At 59.4% G+C, this 22,089-nt stretch carries 17 protein-coding genes; 14 read left to right on the forward strand and 3 right to left on the reverse strand.

Annotation, left to right across the window (positions count from 1 at the left end):
- Window positions 1–88: 88 nt before the first annotated feature.
- Window positions 89–295, reverse strand: a complete 207-nt coding sequence (locus C2E25_RS09365) for a zinc ribbon domain-containing protein (protein WP_103115490.1) — start codon at window positions 293–295, stop codon at window positions 89–91.
- A 463-nt stretch (window positions 296–758) separates the two neighbouring features.
- On the opposite strand from C2E25_RS09365, the gene C2E25_RS09370 reads away from it, so the two are divergent.
- From C2E25_RS09370 to C2E25_RS09430, 13 genes are all read left to right on the forward strand, one after another.
- Window positions 759–2,756 carry a proton-conducting transporter membrane subunit gene (locus tag C2E25_RS09370; RefSeq protein WP_103115491.1) on the forward strand — a complete coding sequence of 666 codons (1,998 nt, stop codon included), beginning with the start codon at window positions 759–761 and terminating at the stop codon, window positions 2,754–2,756.
- Complete coding sequence (locus tag C2E25_RS09375) at window positions 2,753–3,676, forward strand: respiratory chain complex I subunit 1 family protein (RefSeq protein ID WP_332882161.1); 924 nt, start codon at window positions 2,753–2,755, stop codon at window positions 3,674–3,676. The genes C2E25_RS09370 and C2E25_RS09375 overlap by 4 nt, the downstream gene beginning before the upstream one ends.
- Before the next feature lie 4 nt (window positions 3,677–3,680).
- The gene (locus C2E25_RS09380) at window positions 3,681–4,322 is read left to right on the forward strand and encodes an NADH-quinone oxidoreductase subunit K (RefSeq protein WP_233189386.1); all 642 of its coding nucleotides are present in this window, start codon (window positions 3,681–3,683) and stop codon (window positions 4,320–4,322) included.
- 5 nt (window positions 4,323–4,327) lie between these two features.
- Window positions 4,328–5,755 carry a proton-conducting transporter membrane subunit gene (locus C2E25_RS09385; protein WP_103115493.1) on the forward strand — a complete coding sequence of 476 codons (1,428 nt, stop codon included), beginning with the start codon at window positions 4,328–4,330 and terminating at the stop codon, window positions 5,753–5,755.
- A complete protein-coding gene (locus C2E25_RS09390; protein WP_103115494.1) occupies window positions 5,752–7,245 on the forward strand; it encodes an NADH-quinone oxidoreductase subunit C in 1,494 nt (497 codons plus the stop codon). Before C2E25_RS09385 ends, C2E25_RS09390 begins: the two co-directional genes overlap by 4 nt.
- An 11-nt stretch (window positions 7,246–7,256) precedes the next feature.
- Window positions 7,257–8,006 carry a hydrogenase gene (locus C2E25_RS09395; protein WP_103115495.1) on the forward strand — a complete coding sequence of 250 codons (750 nt, stop codon included), beginning with the start codon at window positions 7,257–7,259 and terminating at the stop codon, window positions 8,004–8,006.
- A 156-nt stretch (window positions 8,007–8,162) separates the two neighbouring features.
- The gene (locus C2E25_RS09400) at window positions 8,163–8,891 is read left to right on the forward strand and encodes a PTS sugar transporter subunit IIA (RefSeq protein ID WP_103115496.1); all 729 of its coding nucleotides are present in this window, start codon (window positions 8,163–8,165) and stop codon (window positions 8,889–8,891) included.
- Window positions 8,892–8,893: 2 nt separating this feature from the next.
- A complete protein-coding gene (gene hyfB, locus C2E25_RS09405; protein WP_103115497.1) occupies window positions 8,894–10,906 on the forward strand; it encodes a hydrogenase 4 subunit B in 2,013 nt (670 codons plus the stop codon).
- On the forward strand, window positions 10,903–11,847 hold the full coding sequence (locus C2E25_RS09410) for a respiratory chain complex I subunit 1 family protein (RefSeq protein WP_103115498.1): 945 nt from the start codon (window positions 10,903–10,905) through the stop codon (window positions 11,845–11,847). Before hyfB ends, C2E25_RS09410 begins: the two co-directional genes overlap by 4 nt.
- Before the next feature lie 3 nt (window positions 11,848–11,850).
- The gene (locus C2E25_RS09415) at window positions 11,851–12,528 is read left to right on the forward strand and encodes a formate hydrogenlyase (protein WP_103115499.1); all 678 of its coding nucleotides are present in this window, start codon (window positions 11,851–11,853) and stop codon (window positions 12,526–12,528) included.
- Window positions 12,525–13,991 carry a hydrogenase 4 subunit F gene (locus C2E25_RS09420; RefSeq protein WP_103115500.1) on the forward strand — a complete coding sequence of 489 codons (1,467 nt, stop codon included), beginning with the start codon at window positions 12,525–12,527 and terminating at the stop codon, window positions 13,989–13,991. Before C2E25_RS09415 ends, C2E25_RS09420 begins: the two co-directional genes overlap by 4 nt.
- Window positions 13,988–15,589, forward strand: a complete 1,602-nt coding sequence (locus tag C2E25_RS09425) for an NADH-quinone oxidoreductase subunit C (protein WP_103115501.1) — start codon at window positions 13,988–13,990, stop codon at window positions 15,587–15,589. The genes C2E25_RS09420 and C2E25_RS09425 overlap by 4 nt, the downstream gene beginning before the upstream one ends.
- Window positions 15,590–15,785: 196 nt before the next feature.
- Complete coding sequence (locus C2E25_RS09430; protein ID WP_103115502.1) at window positions 15,786–16,301, forward strand: NADH-quinone oxidoreductase subunit B family protein; 516 nt, start codon at window positions 15,786–15,788, stop codon at window positions 16,299–16,301.
- Here the strand turns inward: C2E25_RS09430 and C2E25_RS09435 are convergent.
- Together C2E25_RS09435 and C2E25_RS09440 are read right to left on the reverse strand one after the other, a co-directional pair.
- Window positions 16,231–19,293, reverse strand: a complete 3,063-nt coding sequence (locus C2E25_RS09435) for an ATP-binding protein (RefSeq protein WP_158247205.1) — start codon at window positions 19,291–19,293, stop codon at window positions 16,231–16,233. The two genes, C2E25_RS09430 and C2E25_RS09435, sit on opposite strands and share 71 nt — an antisense overlap.
- A gap of 199 nt (window positions 19,294–19,492) precedes the next feature.
- Window positions 19,493–19,765: a hypothetical protein gene (locus C2E25_RS09440; protein WP_103115504.1), complete on the reverse strand. Its 273-nt coding sequence runs from the start codon at window positions 19,763–19,765 to the stop codon at window positions 19,493–19,495.
- A gap of 11 nt (window positions 19,766–19,776) precedes the next feature.
- Here C2E25_RS09440 and C2E25_RS09445 point away from each other — a divergent pair, with 11 nt between their 5' ends.
- Window positions 19,777–22,080: an HD-GYP domain-containing protein gene (locus tag C2E25_RS09445; RefSeq protein ID WP_103115505.1), complete on the forward strand. Its 2,304-nt coding sequence runs from the start codon at window positions 19,777–19,779 to the stop codon at window positions 22,078–22,080.
- Window positions 22,081–22,089 lie beyond the last annotated feature (9 nt).

Consider the following 22,089-nt stretch of genomic DNA (forward strand, 5'->3'; position numbering starts at 1 on the left):
CCGTACGCACGGTGGTGTGGGAGGACGGCGGGGGCAACCCCGCCTCCTACCCGATCTGGCCGGGTCACGCCCGGCCTTGTTTTCAGCCTCAGGTGAAGCCGGATGATTTTCCGCAGCCAGCGGCGCAGGGTGGGGCTCCCGTGGCGGCCGCGCCGACCTGGCCTTTGGCTGGAATTGAGATCGCCTTGGCGGCGGTCGCGCCGCAGTCGGGACAGGGGTGTTCGGTGACGTCGCTGTGACTCAGCTTCTCAAATGTCCGGTCGCAGGCCGCACAGTGGAATTCATAGATCGGCATGAAAAACCTCCTTGGGGCACCCCGGTCGACAGGGTTACTTTATTCGTATTTTTGAATAATGTTGGGATGAAGTCAACCCTTGACATTTTCTCCCTTCTGTAGATAATGTCCAAAATTGTCCAATCATGGAAGTAGATTTTGAGATTTTTTATGAGTTTTTGGTTAAAGCTGTGGTCTGCCTGTTGCACCTCAATCGCCCGACCCGGTTACACTGCTTCTCGGTGCGGCCGATCGACTATCGGGTACTTGACCGCAAACCGGTGTAATTATCTTTTCCAGCCCTTTTTGCCGGCAATAAAGACTCTTTTGGTCAGTTTTTATGCCTGGTTTATGTGTTGTGTGGTCCGGTCATGCGGGGCGTCCTCCCTTGGGGGGGGGCAGGAGGAGATCCTCACTGTCGAAGAAAAACTGACCCATCCGTAATTCTTTCTGCGATAGACACTGTTTGATAGGAGATGAACGAATGACCATGAACCTGCTTCTCACCGGTGCCTTATTGCTGCTTGTTTCCGGTGTGCCCGGCTTGCTGCTGTCCCGGGCATCCGGTTTGGGGGAACGGATCGCTCTGTTGCTGGTTGCCGCTGGAACCGTCTGCGGCCTGACCGGTGTGGCTGGTGTGTTGCGTTCGCCTGTGCCCCTGCTGCTGCACCTGCCCTGGTCAATGCCCGGTGGCAGTCTGAGTCTGAGTGCCGACGGAGTGGCGCTGATCTTTCTGCTGCCAATTTTCATCATCTCCTTTTGCGGCGCCCTTTACGGGCTTGGTTACTGGAAGCAGGCGGAGCACCAACGCAACGGCCGCAAGCTGCGCTTCTGCTACGGACTTCTGGCCGGGAGCATGGCGCTCGTGGTGCTGGCTGCCAATGCGGTGCTGTTCATTATCGTCTGGGAGTTGATGGCGCTGGCCGGGTATTTTCTTATCACAACTGAGGATGACAAGGAACCGGTACGCAAGGCCGGCTACGTTTACTTCGCCGCGACTCACCTTGGCACTGCGGCTCTGCTGGTGATGTTCGTTCTTTTGGGACAGACGACCGGCAGCCTCGATTTTGTCAAGCCGCAGAGCCTTGACGGGACTGCACCGCTGGCTGGTCTGATTTTCTTCCTGGCCTTGCTCGGTTTCGGTTCCAAGGCCGGTTTCATGCCGTTGCACCTGTGGCTTCCGGGTGGCCACGGCAGCGCCCCTTCGCATGTCTCGGCCATCCTTTCCGGGGTGATGATCAAGACCGGCATCTACGGTATTGTCAGGGTGGCCGGTTTTTACACGGCGCCGCCGGCCTGGTGGGGGTGGTTGTTACTCGTCATTGGGACCATTTCGGGGGTTATGGGAGTCGCCTATGCCATCGCTCAGCACGACTTAAAACGGCTTCTTGCTTACCACAGCGTCGAAAATATCGGCATCATAGGCATAGGATTAGGGCTGGCACTGATCGGCCGGAGTTATCATCTGCCACTGTTGACCGGCCTCGGTTTGGCCGGTGCATTGTTGCATGTCATCAACCATTCTTTGTTTAAGTCCCTACTTTTCTACACTGCCGGAGCGGTGATCCATGCCACCGGTACCCAGGAGATCGACCGCTACGGCGGGCTAATCAAGTCGATGCCGAAAACCGCGGTTTTGTTCGTTGGCGCGGCGGTCGCCATCTGCGGGTTGCCGCCCCTGAACGGCTTCGTCTCCGAGTGGCTGATCTATCTCGGCTTTTTCCAGGCGGTGCAGCACAGTAGCATCGGGGTTGCCCTGAGTGCCATGTTCGCCCCGGCGCTGGCCCTGATCGGCGGGCTGGCGGTCGCCTGTTTTGTGAAGGTCTTCGGTATCACCTTTCTCGGCAACCCGCGCACGGAGGCAGCTCGCCATGGGCACGAAGCACCGGCGTCCATGTGGCTGTCGATGAGCCTGATCCTCCTCTTCTGTTGCCTGCTTGGTCTGATCCCCTGGGTGGTTCAACCGCTGCTGCGGCGGGCCATCCTCGACTGGGGAACCGAACTGCATACTGCCGCCGCCACCTTTGCCGTCGCCCGACTGCCATGGCTGAGCATTGCTGCCAGCGTGTTGCTGCTGGTACTGCTGCTGCTGTTCGGCTGGTTGAACTGGCAACGGCACCGTTACCCGCAGCAGAGAGGAGCAACCTGGGGTTGTGGCTACCAGTTCGCCACTGAAAGGATGCAGTATACCGCTTCCTCTTTTGCCGACACCTTGGTCAGCCTGTTCAGTTGGGGACTCTGGCCGCAGAAGCATGACTGTAAGGTTCTGGGGACAATGCCGACCGAAAGTCATTTTTCCAGCCATACCCCCGATCTGGTACTCGACCGAATGGTGTTGCCGTTGTCAACCCACATCGCCCAGGCCTGCCGCTGGCTGCGGAGGCAACTGCAGCAAGGGATCATTGGTATCTACCTGCTCTACATGGGCTTGGCAGTCGCCGGGCTGCTGGCCCTCTCTTCGCTCCTCGGAGGCGCACAATGAACCTGCTGTCACTGCTGATTCTGCATAGTCTGTTGCTGCTGTTGCTGGCGCCGCTTCTGCCTGGCATCATTGCCAAAACCAAGGCTTTTTTCGGTGGTCGCAAGGGTGCCCCGGTCTTGCAGCTTTATTTTGATCTCAATCGTCTCCGGCGTAAGGGGATGGTCGTCAGTCCGACCACCAGCTGGATCTTTTTTGTCGGCCCGCTGCTGGCCGTGGCGGTGCCGCTGACAGCGAGTCTTATGCTCCCTTTCGGCGGCCTGGCTGCGCCAGTGCGTTTCGGTGGCGATGCGATCCTGTTTGTCTACCTGTTTGGCCTGCTGCGTTTCTTTACTGCCAGCGCCGCTCTTGATACTGGCTCAGCCTTTGAGGGAATGGGCGCAGCGCGCGAGGTCAGTTTTTCCTGCCTCGCCGAACCGGCGGTGCTTCTGGTCCTGCTGTTGCTCGGTCGGCTGGCTGGAAGTTTCTCTCTGCAGCAGATGCTGGCACCGCAACAGCTGGCTGTCGCCTGGCCTGCCCAGGGAGTGACTCTCGGCCTGGCACTGGTCACCCTGTTGGTGGTTGTGCTAGCGGAGAATGCCCGTATCCCAGTCGATGACCCCAACACCCACCTGGAGTTGACCATGATTCACGAGGTCATGGTTCTCGACCACAGTGGTCCGGCACTCGGCCTGATTGAATATGGAAGTGCCTTGAAGCTCTGGGTTCTCGGCGGGCTGGTAGTTCAGCTGAGTCTGCCGCCGTTGTTGCCGACCGATCTGGCCGCGACGACTTTGTTGTTTATCGCCGGGCAACTGCTGCTGGCGCTGCTGATCGGCATCATTGAATCGGTCATGGCCCGGCTGCCGCTGCCGCGGGTGCCGGCGTTGCTGATCGGGTCTGGGCTTCTGGCGGCCTTCGGGCTGATTCTTATTTTGAGGTGAGATGATGACTGAACAACTGTTGCAACTGCTGCCGTTTGCAGTCATTCTGCTCGGCTTCTACGTTCTCGCCAGCCAGCGTCTGCGTGCCTGTGTCGAGGCGGTCGCCCTGCAGGGGGCTTTGATCTCCTGCTATCCACTGCTGCTGCATGGTTTTGAAGGCCAGGCCCTGATGCTGAGCGGTGGAGCTCTGCTGCTCAAGGGGATCGTTATCCCGCTGATGCTGCTGCGGGCAATGCGCAAACTGCAGATCGAGCGAGAAATTGAATCGCTGATCGGCTTCATCCCGACCCTGGTTGTCGGGGTAGTGGTGGCCGCCGGTGCCTTTCTGTTTGCCGACACCCTGCCGTTGGCCCTGGAACACCACCACAGTTTGGTGGTGCCGACCGCGCTGGCGACCATGGGCTGCGGTTTCCTGCTGATTATCACCCGGCGCAAAGCCCTCACCCAGGTACTTGGTTACCTCGTGCTGGAAAACGGCATTTATATCTTCGGTGCACTGATTTCCAAGGTTCTGCCGGCGATGGTCGAAGCAGGGGTGCTGCTTGACCTGCTCGTCGCCGTCTTCATCATGGGCATCGTCCTGCACCAGATCAAACGCGAATTCTCGACGCTGGATACCCAGCCGCTGACCGAACTGAAGGAATAGATGTCATGCTGTCACTGCTGATCATTCCATTGCCGCTGGCGCTGCTGGCGTTGCTGATCCCGTCTAACCGTTGGCGACCTCTGCTGCTACCGGTGGCGGGTTTGGCCTGTGCCGCATTAGCGTTGCCACTGGTTTTCTCCAGTCAACTGGTCGTCGGCCACTGGTTCAGCCTCGATCCGCTCGGCAAACTGGTGCTGTTGGTCGTCAGTCTGTTGTTTGCCGGCTGTGGCTGCTATGGCTTCGGCTACCTGCGGATGCGCCCCGAACGCGACAACCGGGTTTTTGTCGCCAGCATGTTGATGTTTCTCTTCAGTATGCTTTTGGCGACATTAAGCCGGCATCTCGGCCTGCTCTGGGTCGCGATTGAGGCAACCACCCTGTTCAGCGCACCATTGATCTACTTTAACCGCAATCGCCACTCCATCGAGGCAACCTGGAAATACTTGCTGATCTGCTCGGTTGGCATTGCCTTGGCGATGCTCGGTATCTTTGCCATTGCTTATGCGGCGGTCAACCAGGGAGTGCCGGTCGATCTGCAGCTTGTCACGTTACTTCAGCTTGGGCCCAAGCTCTCTCACCCTTGGCTGCAGGCTGGTTTCATCTTTCTGCTGATCGGTTTCGGCACCAAAATGGGACTGGCGCCGATGCATACCTGGAAACCAGACACCTATGGAGAGGCGCCGGGGATGGTCGGTGCGCTGCTGGCCGGAGGGCTGACCAGCGTTGCCTTCCTCGGGGTGATGCGCGGCGTGCAGGTGATGGCGGCAGCCGGGCTGATGCAATCGGCGCAGCGTTCACTGTTGATTCTGGGATTACTTTCGGTCGCTCTGGCGGCGGTTTTCATGGTGCGCCAACCGGATATCAAGCGGTTGCTCGCCTACTCGAGTATCGAGCACATGGGGATTCTTGCTATCGGCGTCGGCATCGGCGGGGCGGCGACCTTCGGTGCCATGTTCCACCTGCTCAACAATGCCTTCACCAAGGGTTCGTTGTTTCTTTGTGCCGGCAACCTGCAGCGGGCCTTCGACAGTAAACAACTCGATCAGGTGCATGGCGCGATTGAACGGGTTCCGGCTTCCGGCACTCTGTTACTGCTTGGTTTCCTGGCCATTACCGGGTCGCCACCGTTCGGCCTGTTCCAGAGTGAATTCAGTATCTTGAGAGGTGCTTTCAGCCTGCATCAGGCGGGGATCGGCATTGCTCTGTTGCTTCTTTTGGGTCTGGTCTTTATCGGTATGGCTGGTACCCTGCTCCCGGCAACCCTCGGCAGATCGACGGCCCCGGTACAGAAAAAAAGTTTTGGTGACACCCCGTTGACAGTCCTGCCGCCGTTGTTGCTGCTGGCTGTGATCCTGTTGCTCGGGTTGTTTCTGCCTGAACCACTGCATCGGCTGTTCAATGGCGCTGCCGCCCTACTGGAGGTACAGCCATGAGCCTGTCGATGCAGTTGAAAAATAACAGTTCCCTGCCGCTCAATGACATTCATCCCTTGCCGGTGGAGGAATTCGCCAGCAGACTGCTCCATTCAGTGGCTGACGGGCTACGGGTTTCAGCCTATTTTGCCCGGCCGCGACAGGAGGGACAGTTTGATTTAATCTGCCTGCTGGCGAATGATAACAGTGGTAAATTGCAGCTTCTGCAGACCCGTATCAGTGAATGTTTCCCCTCGCTTGCAGCCCAGTGCCCGCAATTGCAACTGTTTGAACGGGAGGTGGCCGAGCAGTTCGGTCTGCAACCGGTCGGTCATCCCTGGTTGAAACCGGTACGGTTCGAACGTAACTGGCGGGAGGAGGAAGCACCGGCACCGCTCGCCGGCGACTTCAGTGCCTATCGGGTCGAAGGGGAAGAGATCCATGAGGTCGCCGTCGGCCCGGTCCACGCCGGGGTCATCGAACCGGGCCATTTCCGTTTCCAGTGCCACGGTGAAGAGGTCAAGCACCTGGAAATTTCCCTCGGCTTCCAGCACCGTGGATTGGAGAAGCTGCTCTGCGGCGGACCGCACAAACTCAGCCTGAAGCAGATCGAAGCCGCCGCCGGCGATACCAGCATCGGCCATGCCTGCGCCTACTGCCGGAATCTTGAAACCCTGGCTGGGGTCCAGGCTCCAGAGCGGGCCGAGGCTTTACGCAGCCTGGCCTTGGAACTGGAACGGTTGGCCAACCATGTCGGTGATGTCGGTGCTCTCTCCGGCGATACCGGTTTTCTACCTACCGCCAGTTACTGTGGAAGCATCCGCGGCAACATCCTCAATCTGACCGCCGAACTCTGTGGTAGCCGCTTCGGTCGCGGTCTGTTGATCCCCGGCGGAGTTAACTTCGATCTCAATCCGGATGAATGCCGCAAGTTGCTCGAACGGTTGACCGTCATCGAGCACGAAGTCAACGGTGCCCTAGCTCTATTTTATGATTCCCCCTCAGTGCTGGCGAGAATGGATGGAGTTGGCATTCTGAGCGCGGAAATCGCCACCGAACTGGGACTGGTCGGCATGGCGGCACGGGCGAGCGGTCTGCACCGTGACCTGCGTCTGACCCATCCGGGACCAGCGGATGGGGATTTTATCGAAATGGTCCGCCAGAAAAGAGGGGATGTTCATTCCCGCGCCCTGCTCCGTCGCCGGGAGATCGCCGCCTCCTTTGCCATGGTGCGGCAACTGCTTCAGAAGCTGCCGGACGGAGATCTGCGGGTCGCATTGGGTCCGTTACAACCGAACCGATTGGCGGTGGCCATGGTCGAAGGCTGGCGTGGCGAACTGGTGCATGTCGTCGTCACTGACGGCCGGGGAAAATTCGACCGCTACAAATTGGTCGATCCCTCCTTTCATAACTGGAACGGTTTGGCCATGGCCCTGCGAGGTCAGCAGATTTCGGACTTTCCGCTCTGCAACAAGAGCTTTAACCTGTCGTACTGCGGCTTCGATCTTTAGGAGAGATCAAAATGCTGAAAATTCTGTCGGAAAGATTTCGTCAAGGCAATCGCACTAGCGCCTTTCCGCGGGTTGAGCCTGTCCTCAGCAAACGGTTCCGCGGCCTGCCGCAGATCGATGCATCACGCTGTCAAAACGGCTGTCAGAGCTGTGCCGATGATTGCCCGACCCGCGCCATTGAGCTGAAGGAGGGGGCACCGGTTCTTGATCTCGGACGCTGCCTGTTCTGCAGTAACTGCGTCTGCCCGCATGACATCATCAAGTTCAGCAATGATTATCGCCTGGCAGTGCGTAAGCGTAAGAACTTGTTTCTGGGGAGGGAGGAGTTGCCGTTGGCCGAATCGCTGGACGACAAACTGAAAAAGCTCTTCGGCCGATCGTTGAAGCTGCGAGTGGTCAGCGCCGGAGGTTGCAACGCCTGCGAAGCCGACTGCAATGTCCTGGGAGTGCCAACCTATGACCTGGGTCGTTTCGGAATCCAGATTGTCGCTTCACCGCGTCACGCCGACGGTCTGCTGATGACCGGACCGGTAACTCGCAATATGCAGGCCGCCCTGCTCGATACCTACGCCGCTCTGCCGGAACCGAAACTGGTCATCGCCTCCGGCGCCTGCGCCATTGCCGGCGGCCCCTTCTGTGACAGCCCTGAAACCAACTCCGGGGTCGGCGAACTATTGCCGGTTGATCTTTACGTTCCGGGCTGCCCGCCACATCCCTACACCCTGCTCGACGGTTTGCTGCGCCTGCTTGGTAAGCGTTGACCCCGTTCTCCTCAAGAAAACGCCCTCCGTCTTCAGCGGGGGGGAGTTTGTCTGGGCTCTTCTTCCTTCTCAATGACTTTCTTCTTGACATTTTGGTCTGCCTGGGAACAATGTCCAGAAATGTCCAATTAGAATAATGTTTTGCGGGGAATTTCTATGAATCTGTCAGTCAAGGACACCTCGGCACTTCTCAAAGTTTCGGAAAAGACCGTCTATCGCTGGATTCAGCAGGGCGCGATTCCGGCCTACAAGGTCCACGGCAGCTATCGCTTCAATCGCGCCGAACTGATCGAGTGGGCGACCTCCCGTCGACTCGGCGTCTCTCCCGATGCCCATGCCGACCCGGAACAGGACGCGCGGCCGCTGCCCGGTCTGCGGGATGCCCTCGGGACCGGCGGCATCATTTACCGTCTCGATGGCCGTACCCGGGACGAGGTGCTGCATTCCCTGGTCAGCCACCTGCACCTGCCCGAGGAGGTAGATCGTGACTACCTGCGACAGGTTCTGATCGCCCGTGAAGAGCTGGCGTCAACCGCTTTCGGCGGCGGAGTTGCCCTGCCGCATCCGCGTAGTCCCGGTCTGCTCAACCTCAATCAGCCGACCCTGACCCTGGCCTTTCTTGAACATCCGGTCGATTTCGGCGCCCTCGACGGCCGTCCGGTCGGGATTCTTTTCCTTCCCCTGGCGCCGACCCTGCGTACCCACCTGCACCTGTTGCGCCAGGTGGCCCATGCCCTGCACAACGCCGAGGTGCGTGAGGTGCTGCACCGGCAGGGGAACCGGGAAGAAATTTTCGCGGCCATGGAACATGATCAGCGGGACCGTTCCGCAGTGTCTCCCGGTGATCCCGCCGATTCTGCTTCATCTCAAGGAGGCCCCCTGTAACCATGCCCCTTTCCCTTGCCTTCACAGCCGTCGGCGCGGCCCTGCTGTCCGGCCTGCTGCCCCTTGTTCGGCCCGGCAGCAACGCCGCAGCCAGGCTGATTGCCTTTCCCCTGCTCGGCATTTCCGGCATCTTCGGGATGATTGCCGGGGGCATGGCGCTGGGCAATACCCAATCGGACAGCATCGTGCTGCCGGTCGGTCTGCCCTGGTTGCACAGTCACCTGCAGCTCGATCCGCTTGCCGGCTTTTTTCTGGCGGTGGTCAGCCTGGTGACCCTGGTGGCCGCCATCTACGGACCGGCCTATGTGCGCGAATATGAACAGGGTCCGCAGCCGCTGCTGCCGCTGACCCTGTTCACCGGACTGTTCGTGGCCGGCATGCAGCTGGTGCTGCTGGCCGCCGACGCCTTTTCCTTCATGATCGCCTGGGAGTTGATGTCGGTGACCAGCTATTTCCTGGTTGCCTACCAGCACCAGCATGAAGTCAACCGGCGGGCAGCCTTCATCTACCTGCTGATGGCCCAGGTCGGCGGGCTGTTCATCCTGCTCGGTTACGGGGTACTGTCCGGCTTCGGCCATGGCTTTGATTTCGCCCACATGGCCGCCGCCACGCTCTCGCCGGGCTGGAGCAGCGTGGCCTTCCTGCTGGCCTTTGTCGGTTTCGGCATGAAGGCCGGAGTGGTGCCGCTGCATGTCTGGCTGCCGCAGGCACACCCGGTGGCGCCCAGTCATATCTCGGCGTTGATGTCCGGAGTCATGCTCAAGGTGGCGGTCTACGGTTTCATTCGTTTCAGCTACGATCTGCTCGGCGGGATTCACTGGCAGTGGGGTGCGCTGGTCCTCTTTGTCGGCAGCGCCTCGGCCATCCTCGGAGTCCTCTATGCCCTGATGCAGCATGACCTGAAACGGTTGCTGGCCTACCACAGCGTGGAGAATATCGGCATTATCTACATGGGCCTCGGCCTGTCGATGATTTTCGCCGGCACCGGGCATCAGGCACTGGCCGCCCTCGGCCTGATTGCCGCCCTCTATCACTGTCTCAACCATGCCCTGTTCAAGAGTCTGCTCTTCTTCGGCGCCGGGGTTGTCCTGCAGCAGAGCCATGAACATGACCTGGAAAAGATGGGCGGCCTGATCCGGCGGCTGCCGGTGACTGCCACCTGTTTCCTGGTTGGCTGCATCAGCATTTCGGCCCTGCCGCCGTTCAACGGTTTCGTTTCCGAGTGGCTGACCTTTCAGACCGCGCTGCAGGGCCCGGTGCTGGAAAACAACATCCTCGGGGCGCTGATTCCGGTTGCCGCGGCGGTGTTGGCGCTGACCGGCGCGCTGGCGGCGGCCTGTTTCGTCAAGGTGTTCGGCATCTGCTTTCTCGGCCTGCCGCGCAGCGAGAAAAGCGCCGCGGCCACAGAAACCACACCGGGGCCGTTGGCCGGCCAGATCGTTCTGGCCGTACTCTGCCTGCTGTTTGGAGTGCTGCCGACCTGGACCGTTGGGCAGTTGGAACATATCGCCCGGCTGTTTTTCCCCGGCGGCATGCCGGAGACGACCGCCCATGGTTGGCTCTGGTTGACACCGGTGTCGTCGCAGGTCGCTTCCTACGGGGCGCCGCTGGTGCTGCTCGGCATCGGCCTGGCCTGGGTGCTGGCCTGGCTCTGGATGCATCCCCGCCGTCGCCGTTTTCCGGTGCGGAGAGCCCCGGCCTGGGATTGTGGTTTCGGTCCCCTGAACGCGCGGATGCAATACACCGCCACCGCCTTCACCATGCCGATCCGGAGGATTTTCCGACCGGTGTGGCCGATCACGGAATCGTACCGGGCACCGACAGCTGAAGAGCAGGGCGGTCGTTATCAGCTGAAGATAGGTGACTGGGCCTGGCTCAAGGTTTATGAGCCGATCGGTCGGCTGCTGCTGACGACCGCCCGCCGCATGGCGATGATCCAGGGCGGCAATATCCGCGCCTATCTCGCCTACTCCTTCTTTACCCTGATTGTGCTGCTGCTGGTGGTGTCGTTATGAAAGGCTGGCTTCTCGCCCTTGTTCAGACCGGCCTGCTGGCCTTCGGCGCGCCGTTTCTGGCCGGTTGGGTCAAATGGATCAAATGCCGGTTGCAGTCCCGTCAGGGGCCGCCGCCCTGGCAGCCCTACCGTGACCTGCTGCGGCTGTTCGGCAAGGAGGTGGTGGTCGCCGAAGCTGCCAGTCCGATTTTCCGCATCGCCCCCTATGTGGTCTTCAGCGTCACCGCTTTGGCCTGCTCGGTGGTGCCGATGGTGGCGATCGGCCTGCCGACCGCGGCGATTGCCGATGTTATCGTGCTGGTCGGATTTTTCGCCCTCGGCCGTTTCTTTCTCGCCCTGGCGGGGATGGATGTCGGCACCTCTTTCGGCGGCATGGGCTCCTCGCGTGAGATGACCATCGCCTCGCTGGCCGAACCGGCGATGCTGCTGGGGGTCTTCACCCTGGCGATGACGGTGCGCAGCACCAACCTGGCGTCGATGATCGGCTACCTGATCGAGCAGCCTTTCCAGCTCTATCCTTCCTTCGTCTTCGCCGCCATGGGCCTGGTGCTGGTGGCGGTGGCTGAGACCGGCCGCATCCCGGTCGACAACCCGGCCACCCACCTGGAACTGACCATGGTCCATGAGGCGATGATTCTCGAATTCAGCGGCCGCCACCTGGCGCTGATGGAGTGGGGGGCGATGCTGAAGCTGATGATCTACAGTGTCCTGCTTTGCAATCTTTTCCTGCCCTGGGGGGTGGCGGTCGATTTCGCGCCGCTGTCGTTGCTGATCGGCCTCGGCGCCATCACGCTCAAGCTGCTGCTGCTCGGCACGGCGCTGGCCGTGGCCGAAACCGGGCTGGCCAAGATGCGGCTGTTCCGGGTGCCGCAATACCTCGGACTGGCCTTCATTCTCTGCCTGCTCGGTATGCTCAGCCACGTCATCCTGGAGGTCAACTAGATCATGACCCTGACCCAACTTCCCCTGGCGGAACAGTTTGTCCTGACCCTGGCGGCGCTGATTCTCTTTACCTCCTTTCTGCTGTTGGCGCAGAGCCGCATCGTCAGCCTGATCCACACCTTTGCCTGGCAGGGTGCGCTGCTGTTCATCGCCACCTGCCTGATGGCGCTGACCTCGGGACGGCATCATCTCTTCATCTCGGCGTTCATGACCCTGGCGTTGAAGGTGTTCTTCATCCCCTGGCAGCTCAGGCGGCTGGTGGTGCGGCTGGATATCCGCCGAGAGGTCGAGACGGTCGGCAACGCTTCGCTGGTGATGATCGGCGGCGGGGCGCTGGTGCTGTTCAGCTACTATGTGGTGCTGCCGATCCGGGAACTCTCTTTCCTGGCGACCCGCAACACCATCGCCATCTCCCTGGCGGTGATCCTGATCGGCATGCTGATGATCATTACCCGCCGCAAGGCGGTCGCCCAGGTGATCGGCTTCATGTCGATGGAGAACGGCCTCTTTTTCGCCGCCGTGGTGGCGACCTACGGCATGCCGATGGTGGTCGAACTCGGGGTGGCCTTCGACGTGCTGGTGGCCGCCATCCTGTTCGGCATTTTCTTTTTTCAACTTCGTTCGGGGATTGGTTCACTCGATGTCGACCACCTGAACCGGCTGCACGAGGTGGATCGATGATCGCCCTTTACCTGACCCTGCTGATTCCCCTGGCGGCGACCCTGATCTTTGCTCTGATCGGGCATTGGAAGCATGCCGGAAGCCTCAACCTGCTGGTCTGTGCCGCGACCTTCGCCACTTCGCTGAGCTGCGCGGTCGATGTTTTCAACAACGGGGCGCTGATGTCGCCCGGCAAGCTTTTCTACGTCGACGCCTTCAACGTCTACCTGGTGCTGGTCAATGCCCTGGTCGGCTTGACGACCGCCATTTTCTCCCGGCCCTACATGGCCCACGAGGTGGAAATCGGACGCGTCGATGATGCCCGCATGCGGCTCTACCATTCGATGTACCAGGGATTCCTGCTGACCATGCTGGTCGCCCTGACCACCAACAACCTGGGCCTGCTGTGGGTGGCCGTCGAGGGGGCGACCCTGGCGACGGTGCTGCTGGTATCCCTCTACCGGACCCCGGAGTCGATCGAGGCCGGCTGGAAATATTTCATCCTCTGCGGGGTCGGCATCGCCCAGGCCCTGTTCGGCACGGTGCTGGTCTATTTCGCCGCCGAACGGGTGCTGCCCGGCGCCGAGGACGCGCTGCTGTGGAGTGTCCTGAAGGACCATGCCGCCGAGCTCGAACCGACGGTGCTGACCCTGGCGTTCGTCTTCCTGCTGGTCGGCTACGGCACCAAGATCGGCCTGGTGCCGCTGCACAACTGGCTGCCGGACGCCCATTCCGAAGGGCCGACGCCGATGTCGGCGATCCTTTCCGGACTGCTGCTCAATATCGCCCTCTACGCCGTGGTGCGCTACAAGATGCTGATCGAACCGGCCCTCGGCAACCATCTGCCCGGTTACCTGATGATTGGCTTCGGCATGCTCTCCTTCACCGTCGCCGGCATCCTGCTGCACCGCCAGAAGGATATCAAGCGGATGTTCTCCTACTCGTCGATCGAGCACATGGGGCTGATGACCCTGGCCTTCGGCATCGGCGGTCCGCTGGCGACCTTCGGCGGCCTGCTGCACATGATTGTCCACTCGCTGACCAAGTCGGCGATCTTTGTCACCGTCGGGCACGCCGCCCATGTCGCGGGAACCCAGAGTATCGACAAGATCCGCGGCCTGATCCGTACCCAGCCGAGCATCGGCTGGAGCTTCCTGCTCGGCGTGGTGGCGATTGCCGGTTTCCCTCCCTTCGGTGTCTTCACCAGCGAGTTCCTGCTTTTTTCCGCCACCATCAAGGGCTGGCCGCTGCTGGTGATCCCGCTGCTGATCGGGCTGGCGGTCGCCTTTGCCGGCCTGTTCCGCCATCTGCAGCCGATGGTGTTCGGTGAGCCGCCCGCCGGGCAGGTGCCGGTCAAGGCCAACATGCTGCCGGTGCTGCTGCACCTGCTGGTGGTTCTCTGGCTGGGGGTTGCCATCCCCGATGTTCTCTCCCGCTGGCTCGATCAGGCGACCATCATGGTGGTCGGAAGGGGGCTGTTATGAGTCGCGTGCAGACCGTCGATGTGACCGCCGGGCGGGTTGCCGAACTGGTCGGACGCCTGGCAGAAGCCGACCTTGCCGAAACCCTCGATCCCTTGCCCGGGTTGAAAGCCCGACTGCGGGTTGCCGCTGGTAACTGGGGACAGATCGCGGATATCGCCGCGCGGCAGGGGTTGCGCTGGTCGGCTGTCTGGGGGGATCATCGTCCGCCTCAGATCCTGATCCGTTCCCTGCTGTTCGGCTGTGACGGCCATCTGCTGCTGGAAACCGCGGTCGATCAAGCTCTGCCGGAACTGACATCGCAGGTGGGTGCCTACATTGCCGCTGATCGTCCGGAGCGGGCCCTGCAGGATATGTTCGGCGTCCGTTTCATCGACCATCCCGACCGCAGACGCTGGCTGCGCCACCAGGGCTGGGCGGAAGGGGACTACCCGCTGCGGGTTGATTTTCCGGTTGCCGGTCGTCGCAGCGGCGCGACGCCGCCCGACTGCAACTATCCCTTTCCCGCCGTGGCCGGGGAGGGGGTCTATGAAATTCCGGTCGGACCGGTTCACGCCGGGATCATCGAGCCGGGGCATTTCCGGTTTCAGGCGGTCGGTGAGACCATCCTGCGGATGGAGGAACATCTCGGCTATGTCCACAAGGGGATTGAGAAGATCGCCGTCGGGCGTGACCTGAGCGGGCTGGCGCGATTGGCCTGCCGGGTTTCCGGTGACAGCGCGGTGGCACACGGCTGGGCCGCCTGCCAGGCCGCGGAGCGCGCCCTGCAGGTCGAGGTACCGCCCCGTGCCCAGGCCCTGCGGGCGATCCTGGCCGAGCGGGAGCGGATCGCCAACCATCTCGGTGACATCGGTGCCATCTGCAACGATGTCGGTTTTGCCTTCGCCCAGGTGCAGATGACCCGCCTGCGGGAACAGGTCCAGCGGCAGAACCAGGTTCTTTTCGGTCATCGACTGCTGTTCGACCGGGTCGTCCCCGGGGGGGCGGCGGTCGATCTCAACGCCGGGCAGATTGTCGCCATGGCGGAAGAACTGCGACGATTGCAGACTGATGTCGAAGAGTTGCTGCCGCTGCTGCTGGAGTACCCGAGCCTGCAGGATCGGCTGCGCGGCAACGGTATCCTGCCGCCGGACCAGGCCTGGCGGATCGGCGTCACCGGCTACATCGGTCGCGCCAGCAACCTGCAGGATGACCTGCGTCGTGACGCCCCCTACGCCCCCTACGATCGACTGCGGGTTGAGGTTCCGGCCTACCTTGAGGGGGATGTCGCCAAGCGGGTCAGGGTGCGTGGCGAAGAGGTGCTGATTGCTATCGGCCTGATCGAGCAGCTGCTGGCCGACCTGCCGGACGGCGCCCTGCGGGTCGACTGCCCGGCACCTCGCGGCGAGGTTGAAGGGATCGGCCTGGTCGAGGGCTGGCGCGGTGAGACGGTTGCCTATGTCCGCCTCTCGGCCGAGGGGCGGGTGCTGCGCTACTTCCCCCGCGATCCGAGCTGGCTGTCATGGCCGGCGCTGGAAGTGCTGCTGGCGGATGTCATCGTGCCCGATTTTCCGGTCAACAACAAGTCGGTGAACGGATCGTATTCGGGCCATGATCTTTAGGAAGGCGTTGCCTCTTTATCGCCCTTAGCTTTTTTAACGGAGAGGCGCAGAGAGGGAGAGGACGCAAAGAAAACCAAAAGCAGTGTTTGGTTCTAAACCCAAAAGATTTTCTCTGCTTCTCTCCGCCTCTGCGTTAAATAATGCTTTAGCTTTTCTTGGCGACTTGGCGACTTGGCGGCCCAAAAGGAATAAATCTATGTTCAGAATCTTCGATCGAATCCGCCGTACCGGAAAACTGACCGAGCCGCTGCCGGATGCCGATGCCGAGGCCGAGGCGGTCGAACTGGAGGAGGCCTGTCAGCGGGAGATCGCCCGCAAGTTCGGTCATTCACTGGCGATCCGCATGGTCGATGCCGGTTCCTGCAACGGCTGCGAGTTGGAGATGCATGCCGTCAACAACAGCTTTTACGACATCGAGCGGTTCGGTATTCACTTCGTCGCGTCGCCGCGTCACGCCGACCTGCTGCTGGTAACCGGAGTGGTTTCGAAGCACATGGAAGAGGCTCTCAAGCGAACCTACGCCGCCACGCCGTCGCCGAAGCTGGTGGTCGCCATGGGGGACTGTGCCGGGTGCGGCGGGGAGTTCGGAAAGTCCTATGCCAGTTGCGGACCGGTTTCTGCCGTCCTGCCGGTCGATGCCGTCATTCCGGGTTGTCCTCCCGCTCCGCTGCAGTTGCTGCGGGGCCTGCTTGATCTGCTGCAGCGGGTTTGATTTCTTTTATGACCTCTGCCCTGAAACGGGCCAGTTCCAACTCCAGATCGTTGCGTATGCCGGGGATGCTGTCGAAGTCTCCGGCTCTGCTCCGTTCCTCCAGCCTGCGGGCGATCTCCGCCAGGGACTGACAGCTCAGGTTGCCGGCGCTGCCCCTGATGGCATGGGCGAAGCCGGCGATCGCCTTACAGTCCCCGGCCTCTGATGCCCGCTTGATGGAAACGACTTTTTCTTCCGTGTCGCGGAGGAAGATGTCCGTGACCCTGTTCAGCATCTCCTGGTTTCCCCTGAAGAGATCGAGCCGTTTCTGTTTCTCTGAGCGGTTGTCGACAGTAACCTTTTTTGTTTCTGTCAGGGGTTTTTCACCATGCCCCTTGTCGGCTGTCCATTTGCGCACGAAAGCCAACAGGGTTTCCCGTGTCAGGGGTTTGTGAAGCACATCATTCATGCCCGCCGCCAGGCATTTCTGGTGGTCTTCCCTGAGGATATTGGCGGTCAGGCCGATAATCGGTACCGATTCGGAGGTATAGCCGTTGCGCCGGATGAGGGCGGTGGCCGTCATACCGTCCATCTCCGGCATCTGAATATCCATCAGGATCAGGTCGTAGCTGCCGAGGAGGGTCTTGGCCACCGCCTGGATACCGTTGTCAGCAAAATCAACCCGGCAATCGAGGGCGTCGGTCAGGTGCCAGCTGGTGATTTCCCGGTTGACCGGGTTGTCTTCCACCAAAAGGATGTGGACGGGTTTCTCCACCCGTTCGGTATCATAGACGGACTCAGCTTCCGCAACGGCCGACACGGCGGCCGTCGCTTTTACGTAGCCGAGCCGGAACCAGAAGCAGGTTCCCTGTTCGACATTGCTTTCAACGTCGATGGCTCCTCCCTGCAGTTCAACCAGGTGGCGGGCGATGGTGGTTCCGAGCCCGGTGCCGCCGTATTTGCGGGCCACGCTGTCTTCAGCCTGGGTGAATCCTTCGAAAATCCGTTCGAGTTTTTCCGCCGGGATGCCGACTCCGCTGTCCTTGACTGAAAATTTCAATGTTGCCCGGTCGGGAAGATCTTCCAGGACTTCTACACGGACCTCAACCCCGCCGCGCTCGGTGAATTTGATCGCGTTGCTGATCAGGTTCGACAATATCTGGCGGAGCCTGATCGGGTCGCCCCGCAACAGGTTCGGTGCCCGGTCGTCAATATCCAGCGTCAGTGCAAGCCCCTTTTTCACGGCCAGGGATGAGAACAGCTCGATGGTCGCGGCAACTGTTTCCCGCAGGGTGAACGGAATATTTTCGAACTCGATTTTTCCGGCCTCGATTTTTGACAGGTCGAGGATGTCGTCGATGATCCGCAGCAGCATTTTCCCGGATTCGAAAACCGTCAGGCCCTTGGCGCGCTGATCTTCGTTCAAGTTGCTTTTCAGCAGGATTTCAGTCATGCCGAGGACCCCGTAGAGCGGGGTACGAATTTCATGGCTCATGTTGGCCAGGAAACGCGACTTCTCCCGGTTGGCCGCGTTGGCCTGGTTCGCCAGATCACGGGCTTTGATCAGTGCTTCGTTCAACTCCCGGGTGCGTTTCTGTACCTGCTCCTCGAGAATTTCACTGTGGCGCCGCAGTTCTTCATCCCGCGCCTTGATCTTGTCCAGTTGATTCTGCAGGGTGGTCAGCAGTTCGGCGTTGCGGATGCTGACGCCAAGTGTCGAGGCGATACCCATCAGCAGGCTTAAATCACTCTTGACCAGGACGCGTTTGGACTGGAAGTTGTCGACCGCCAGAATCCCCAATGATTGTCCATCGCAGATGATCGGGCAGCAGATGATTGACTTGACTCCCAGGTCCTGGGCCAGTTTGAAACTGCGGGGAGAAAAAAGATCCTTCAGTTCGTTGATGTCGTTGGTCAGAATCGGGCGCTGCTGGTGAAAGGCGGTGATGAAAATCCCGCGTGAGGACGGATTGTCGAGGTGGAAATCGATTTTCCGGGCTAGGTCCAGTTGATCCGGAATCTGGCTCAGACCCTGCCTGAAGACCAGCCTGGTACGATCCTTGTTGGTGAGGTAGATGGCGCAGCGCTGGTAGTCAAGACGCGTTTGAAATATCTGCACGATGTCAGACAGGATGGTTTCGATATCCGTTGCCCTGCTGATCGTCTGTCCTATTTCGTTGATGATCAGGGCGTTGTTGTAGTTGGTATTGATCTGTTCGAGATTCTTCTGGGAATTCTCGCGCAGCTCGGTGAGACGTTTTTTCAGGCACTGTTTTTCCAGGTACTGGAAGAAAACCAGCAGCGTCAATCCGAAAAAGATGTAACCGGTCCAGAAAAATTCTGTGGTTCGCAATGGCGGAAAAATTGCCGCCAGGAGCAGGCCGCTGCAGTAAAGTACGCCGGCCGCCAGGCCGAAGCGACGATGTGTTGCGGTCCGCCCTTTTTTCCAGCTGATGACATAACGGCAGACCCGGCCGCCCTTGAACAGGCATTCGGAATGTTCGATATCCGGCGGTTCAAATCCGAACAGAGTGCCGATCGCCTCGAAAAAGCCGGTTCTGTTGGCGCACTGAAAGGGTTTTTCCTCCATTCCGGGATAAGGTTGAACCGTCACCTCATAACTGTTGCGGGCCAGTTTCCTGGTTCTATAGGTTGCGGACCTGGTCAGTTTTTTCGACGTCTGTTCGAAAATGGCGAAAAACTTGTCGAGTGACATGAACCCCAGCAGATACTGGCGAAGTGAGCCGAGGGATTCCGGGGAGGCGGCAAAGCGGCCGGCTTCCCGGGCAATGTCGTTCTGGCCAGTCATCTGGACCAGGTTGTCATAGAAACGGTCCACCTGACGCTGGCTGAACCAGTGCCCTTCGTCGGCGATTTCATCAGCGGATATACCGGTATGTTCAAGCAGTGTGTTAAGGTCGATCGAGGGATATTTCGATTTCAGGAATTTGACGTAGGTATCCAGGATTCTGCTGTTGTAGACTGGGTCTTCCTCTTGGCCGCTTTGCTTCATAGACGGGGTATTTCCTGAAAACTGCCGGGTCATCTAAAAATAGCCTGAAAACAAGTTATTACAAGAAGAAATCCCGGATCGTGGAGCATGACGGCCGGTTTTGAAGTTACGGCTCCTGAAAGACATTGCCGGGCGGGGAATGGGCCTGCACGTTCCTGAGTGGGCAGGACGAGGGTGCCGTCGGCAACAGGATGACCCTCTATCGGGAATGGTAAAATTGCTCAAGTAATTGAAATGAGAAGGAAAAATAATAATATTGTCTGTTTTTACGGTTGACTGCATCGTCAATGAATCCTACTATTTTTGCGACTGTAATGTAATTGTCTTTTTTGAGGGGGCCGTTCGCTTCGAGGTTGTCTTCCGTCCCCGGTCTCGGTTTGACCGGGGTCTCTGCCCCGTTGTCATCCCCGGCTATTGGATTGACGTGCTGGAGCAGCCGGCCTGTCAGGTCAATGAATCGCTTGAGCTTCATTCTGGATACCCATGCAATCAGCCGCCCTGTATAACAGCCGTATCATTGACACCTACCTTAAATTGTTGCGGGCGCGTTATCCGGACGTGGACAGCTCCGCGATTCTGCAATATGCCGGGATGGAGCCCTATGAGACCGCGGATCAGGGGCACTGGTTTTCCCAAAAGCAAATCGACCTGTTCTATGAAAAATGCGTGCAACTGACGGGGAATGAAAATATCGCCCGGGAGGCGGGGCGTTTTGCGGCTTCACCCGGAACTCTCGGGGCCATGCGGCAGTATGGTTTGAGTCTTGCCGGTCCGCTCAAGGCTTTTTCCCTGATCGGTACTTCGACCAGGAAGTTCACCCGGTCAAGTGATTATTCTTTTCGCAAGATCAGCAATACCAGGGTGGAGGTTGTTGTCACCACCCGGCCGGGGGTTTCGGAAAAACACTTCCAATGTGACAACCGGGTCGGCTTTTTCGAAGCAATTATCAACGGTTTCAATGTCGGGGCACCGAAGATTGAACATCCCGAGTGCATGTTCAGGGGAGGGCGTCAATGTCGTTATCTGATTTCCTGGAAGCATAATCGCACCACGGTTCTGAAAAGGTTTCGTGACGCGGTACTCCTGTGCGTGGCGGCGGTAATCCCGGCCACTCTCGTTGTTGCACCCGGTGCTCTGAAAACAGTGCTTCCCACCGGATTGATTATCGGGCTGTTTGTCAGCTGGCTGGTTGAGCATGTCCGGGCCCGGGACCTGGAACAGGGGATGGCCCAGCACTGGGAAACCTCAGATCAACTGGCCGATCAGATTGAACAGAATTATCGGAATACGAAGATGGCGGCCGCGGTCGGTGATGTCATCGCCAACCGGACCAGCATCAGCGAGGTCATCGACTCGGTGGTTCATGCGCTGGAAAAAACCCTTGATTATGACCGTGGTCTGATTTTGCTGGCCAATGAGGAGACCGGACGACTTGAAATCTGCGGCGCCTACGGCTATGTCGAACAGTTTATGGACCTTCTCACCGGGATTTCCTTCAATCTCAACAACCCCGACAGCCGAGGCATGTTCGTCGTTTCCTTCCGGCAGCAGAAACCGCTTCTGATCAACGATGTCGACAAAATTCAGGATTCTCTTTCTCCCAAGTCCAGGGAGTTCCTGCAGGCGCTGAGAACCCGGAGCTTCCTCTGTGTCCCGATCGTTCTGGAGGGCAAGTCGATCGGCATCCTGGCGGTTGACAACCTGGAATCGAAAAAGCCGCTGCTGGTGTCCGACGTCAACCTGCTGATGGGAATTGCCCCTTCGATTGCTCTCAGTATCCAGAATGCCCGACTGCTTGAAACCCGGGCGGCTCAGTTTGATTCAACCCTGCAGGTTCTGGCCGATTCGATCGATGCCCGCGATTTTCTTACCGCCGGCCATTCGGAAAAGGTTGCCGAGTATTCCGTCGGTATTGCCCGGGAGATGGGATTGAACGAAGAATACTGCCATGTTATCCGTCGCGCGGCTCTGCTCCATGACTACGGTAAAATCGGTATTCCTGATTCCATTCTGAAAAAATCCGGGCCGCTCAGCGAGGAGGAAAGGGCGGTTATCAGAACCCATCCGACACGTACCCGGCAGATCCTTGAAAAGGTCGCTTTCGAGGGACTGTACGCCGACATCCCGGAAATTTGTCATGCCCATCACGAAAAGTGGGATGGTACAGGCTATCCCAATGCCTTAAAGGGAGAAGAGATTCCGCTGGGTGCCAGAATTATCGCCGCCGCCGATTTTTTCGAGGCCATCACCGCGGATCGTCACTATCGGGAGCCGATGGATATTTCCACCGCGCGGGAGATTTTTCTCGCTGAATCGGGAAAGCACTTTCAACCCGAGGTTGTTTCTGCCTTTATTCGCTACCTGGAGAGGGTTTCGCTGTGCATGCTTCCGGAAGAGCAGGGGAACGTTCCGGTTTCGCGGCATCCCTTGGGACATCTCAAGCAGCGAAGAGCCGGTTACCGGACCGAGGTTTCGGTCAAGGTGGCGCGCAAGGTGATCACCGGAACCAGCGTTCATATCGGTCCGGAAGAAATTTACATCAACAGCCACGAAGTTGGAAAACTGGAAGAAAATGACGAAGTCGCGGTCACCTTCGCCCTGCCGGCGCAACAGGGACTGATCCAGCTTCACGGCAAGGTGGTTGTGATCAATCCCGAGCCTCGTCCGGACCTGTTGCTTCCGGCGGGTTTTACGGTTCATTTCTCCGGCCTGGATTCAAGAACCAGGCTGGTCTTGAGTCATTATGTTGATGGGCATCTGGCGTCGAGATCCGGCCCATCTCTCTGAAACCCGATG

The sequence above is a fragment of the Geothermobacter hydrogeniphilus genome, assembly GCF_002898515.1.
In the GTDB taxonomy this organism is placed as follows: Bacteria; Desulfobacterota; Desulfuromonadia; order Desulfuromonadales; family Geothermobacteraceae; genus Geothermobacter_A.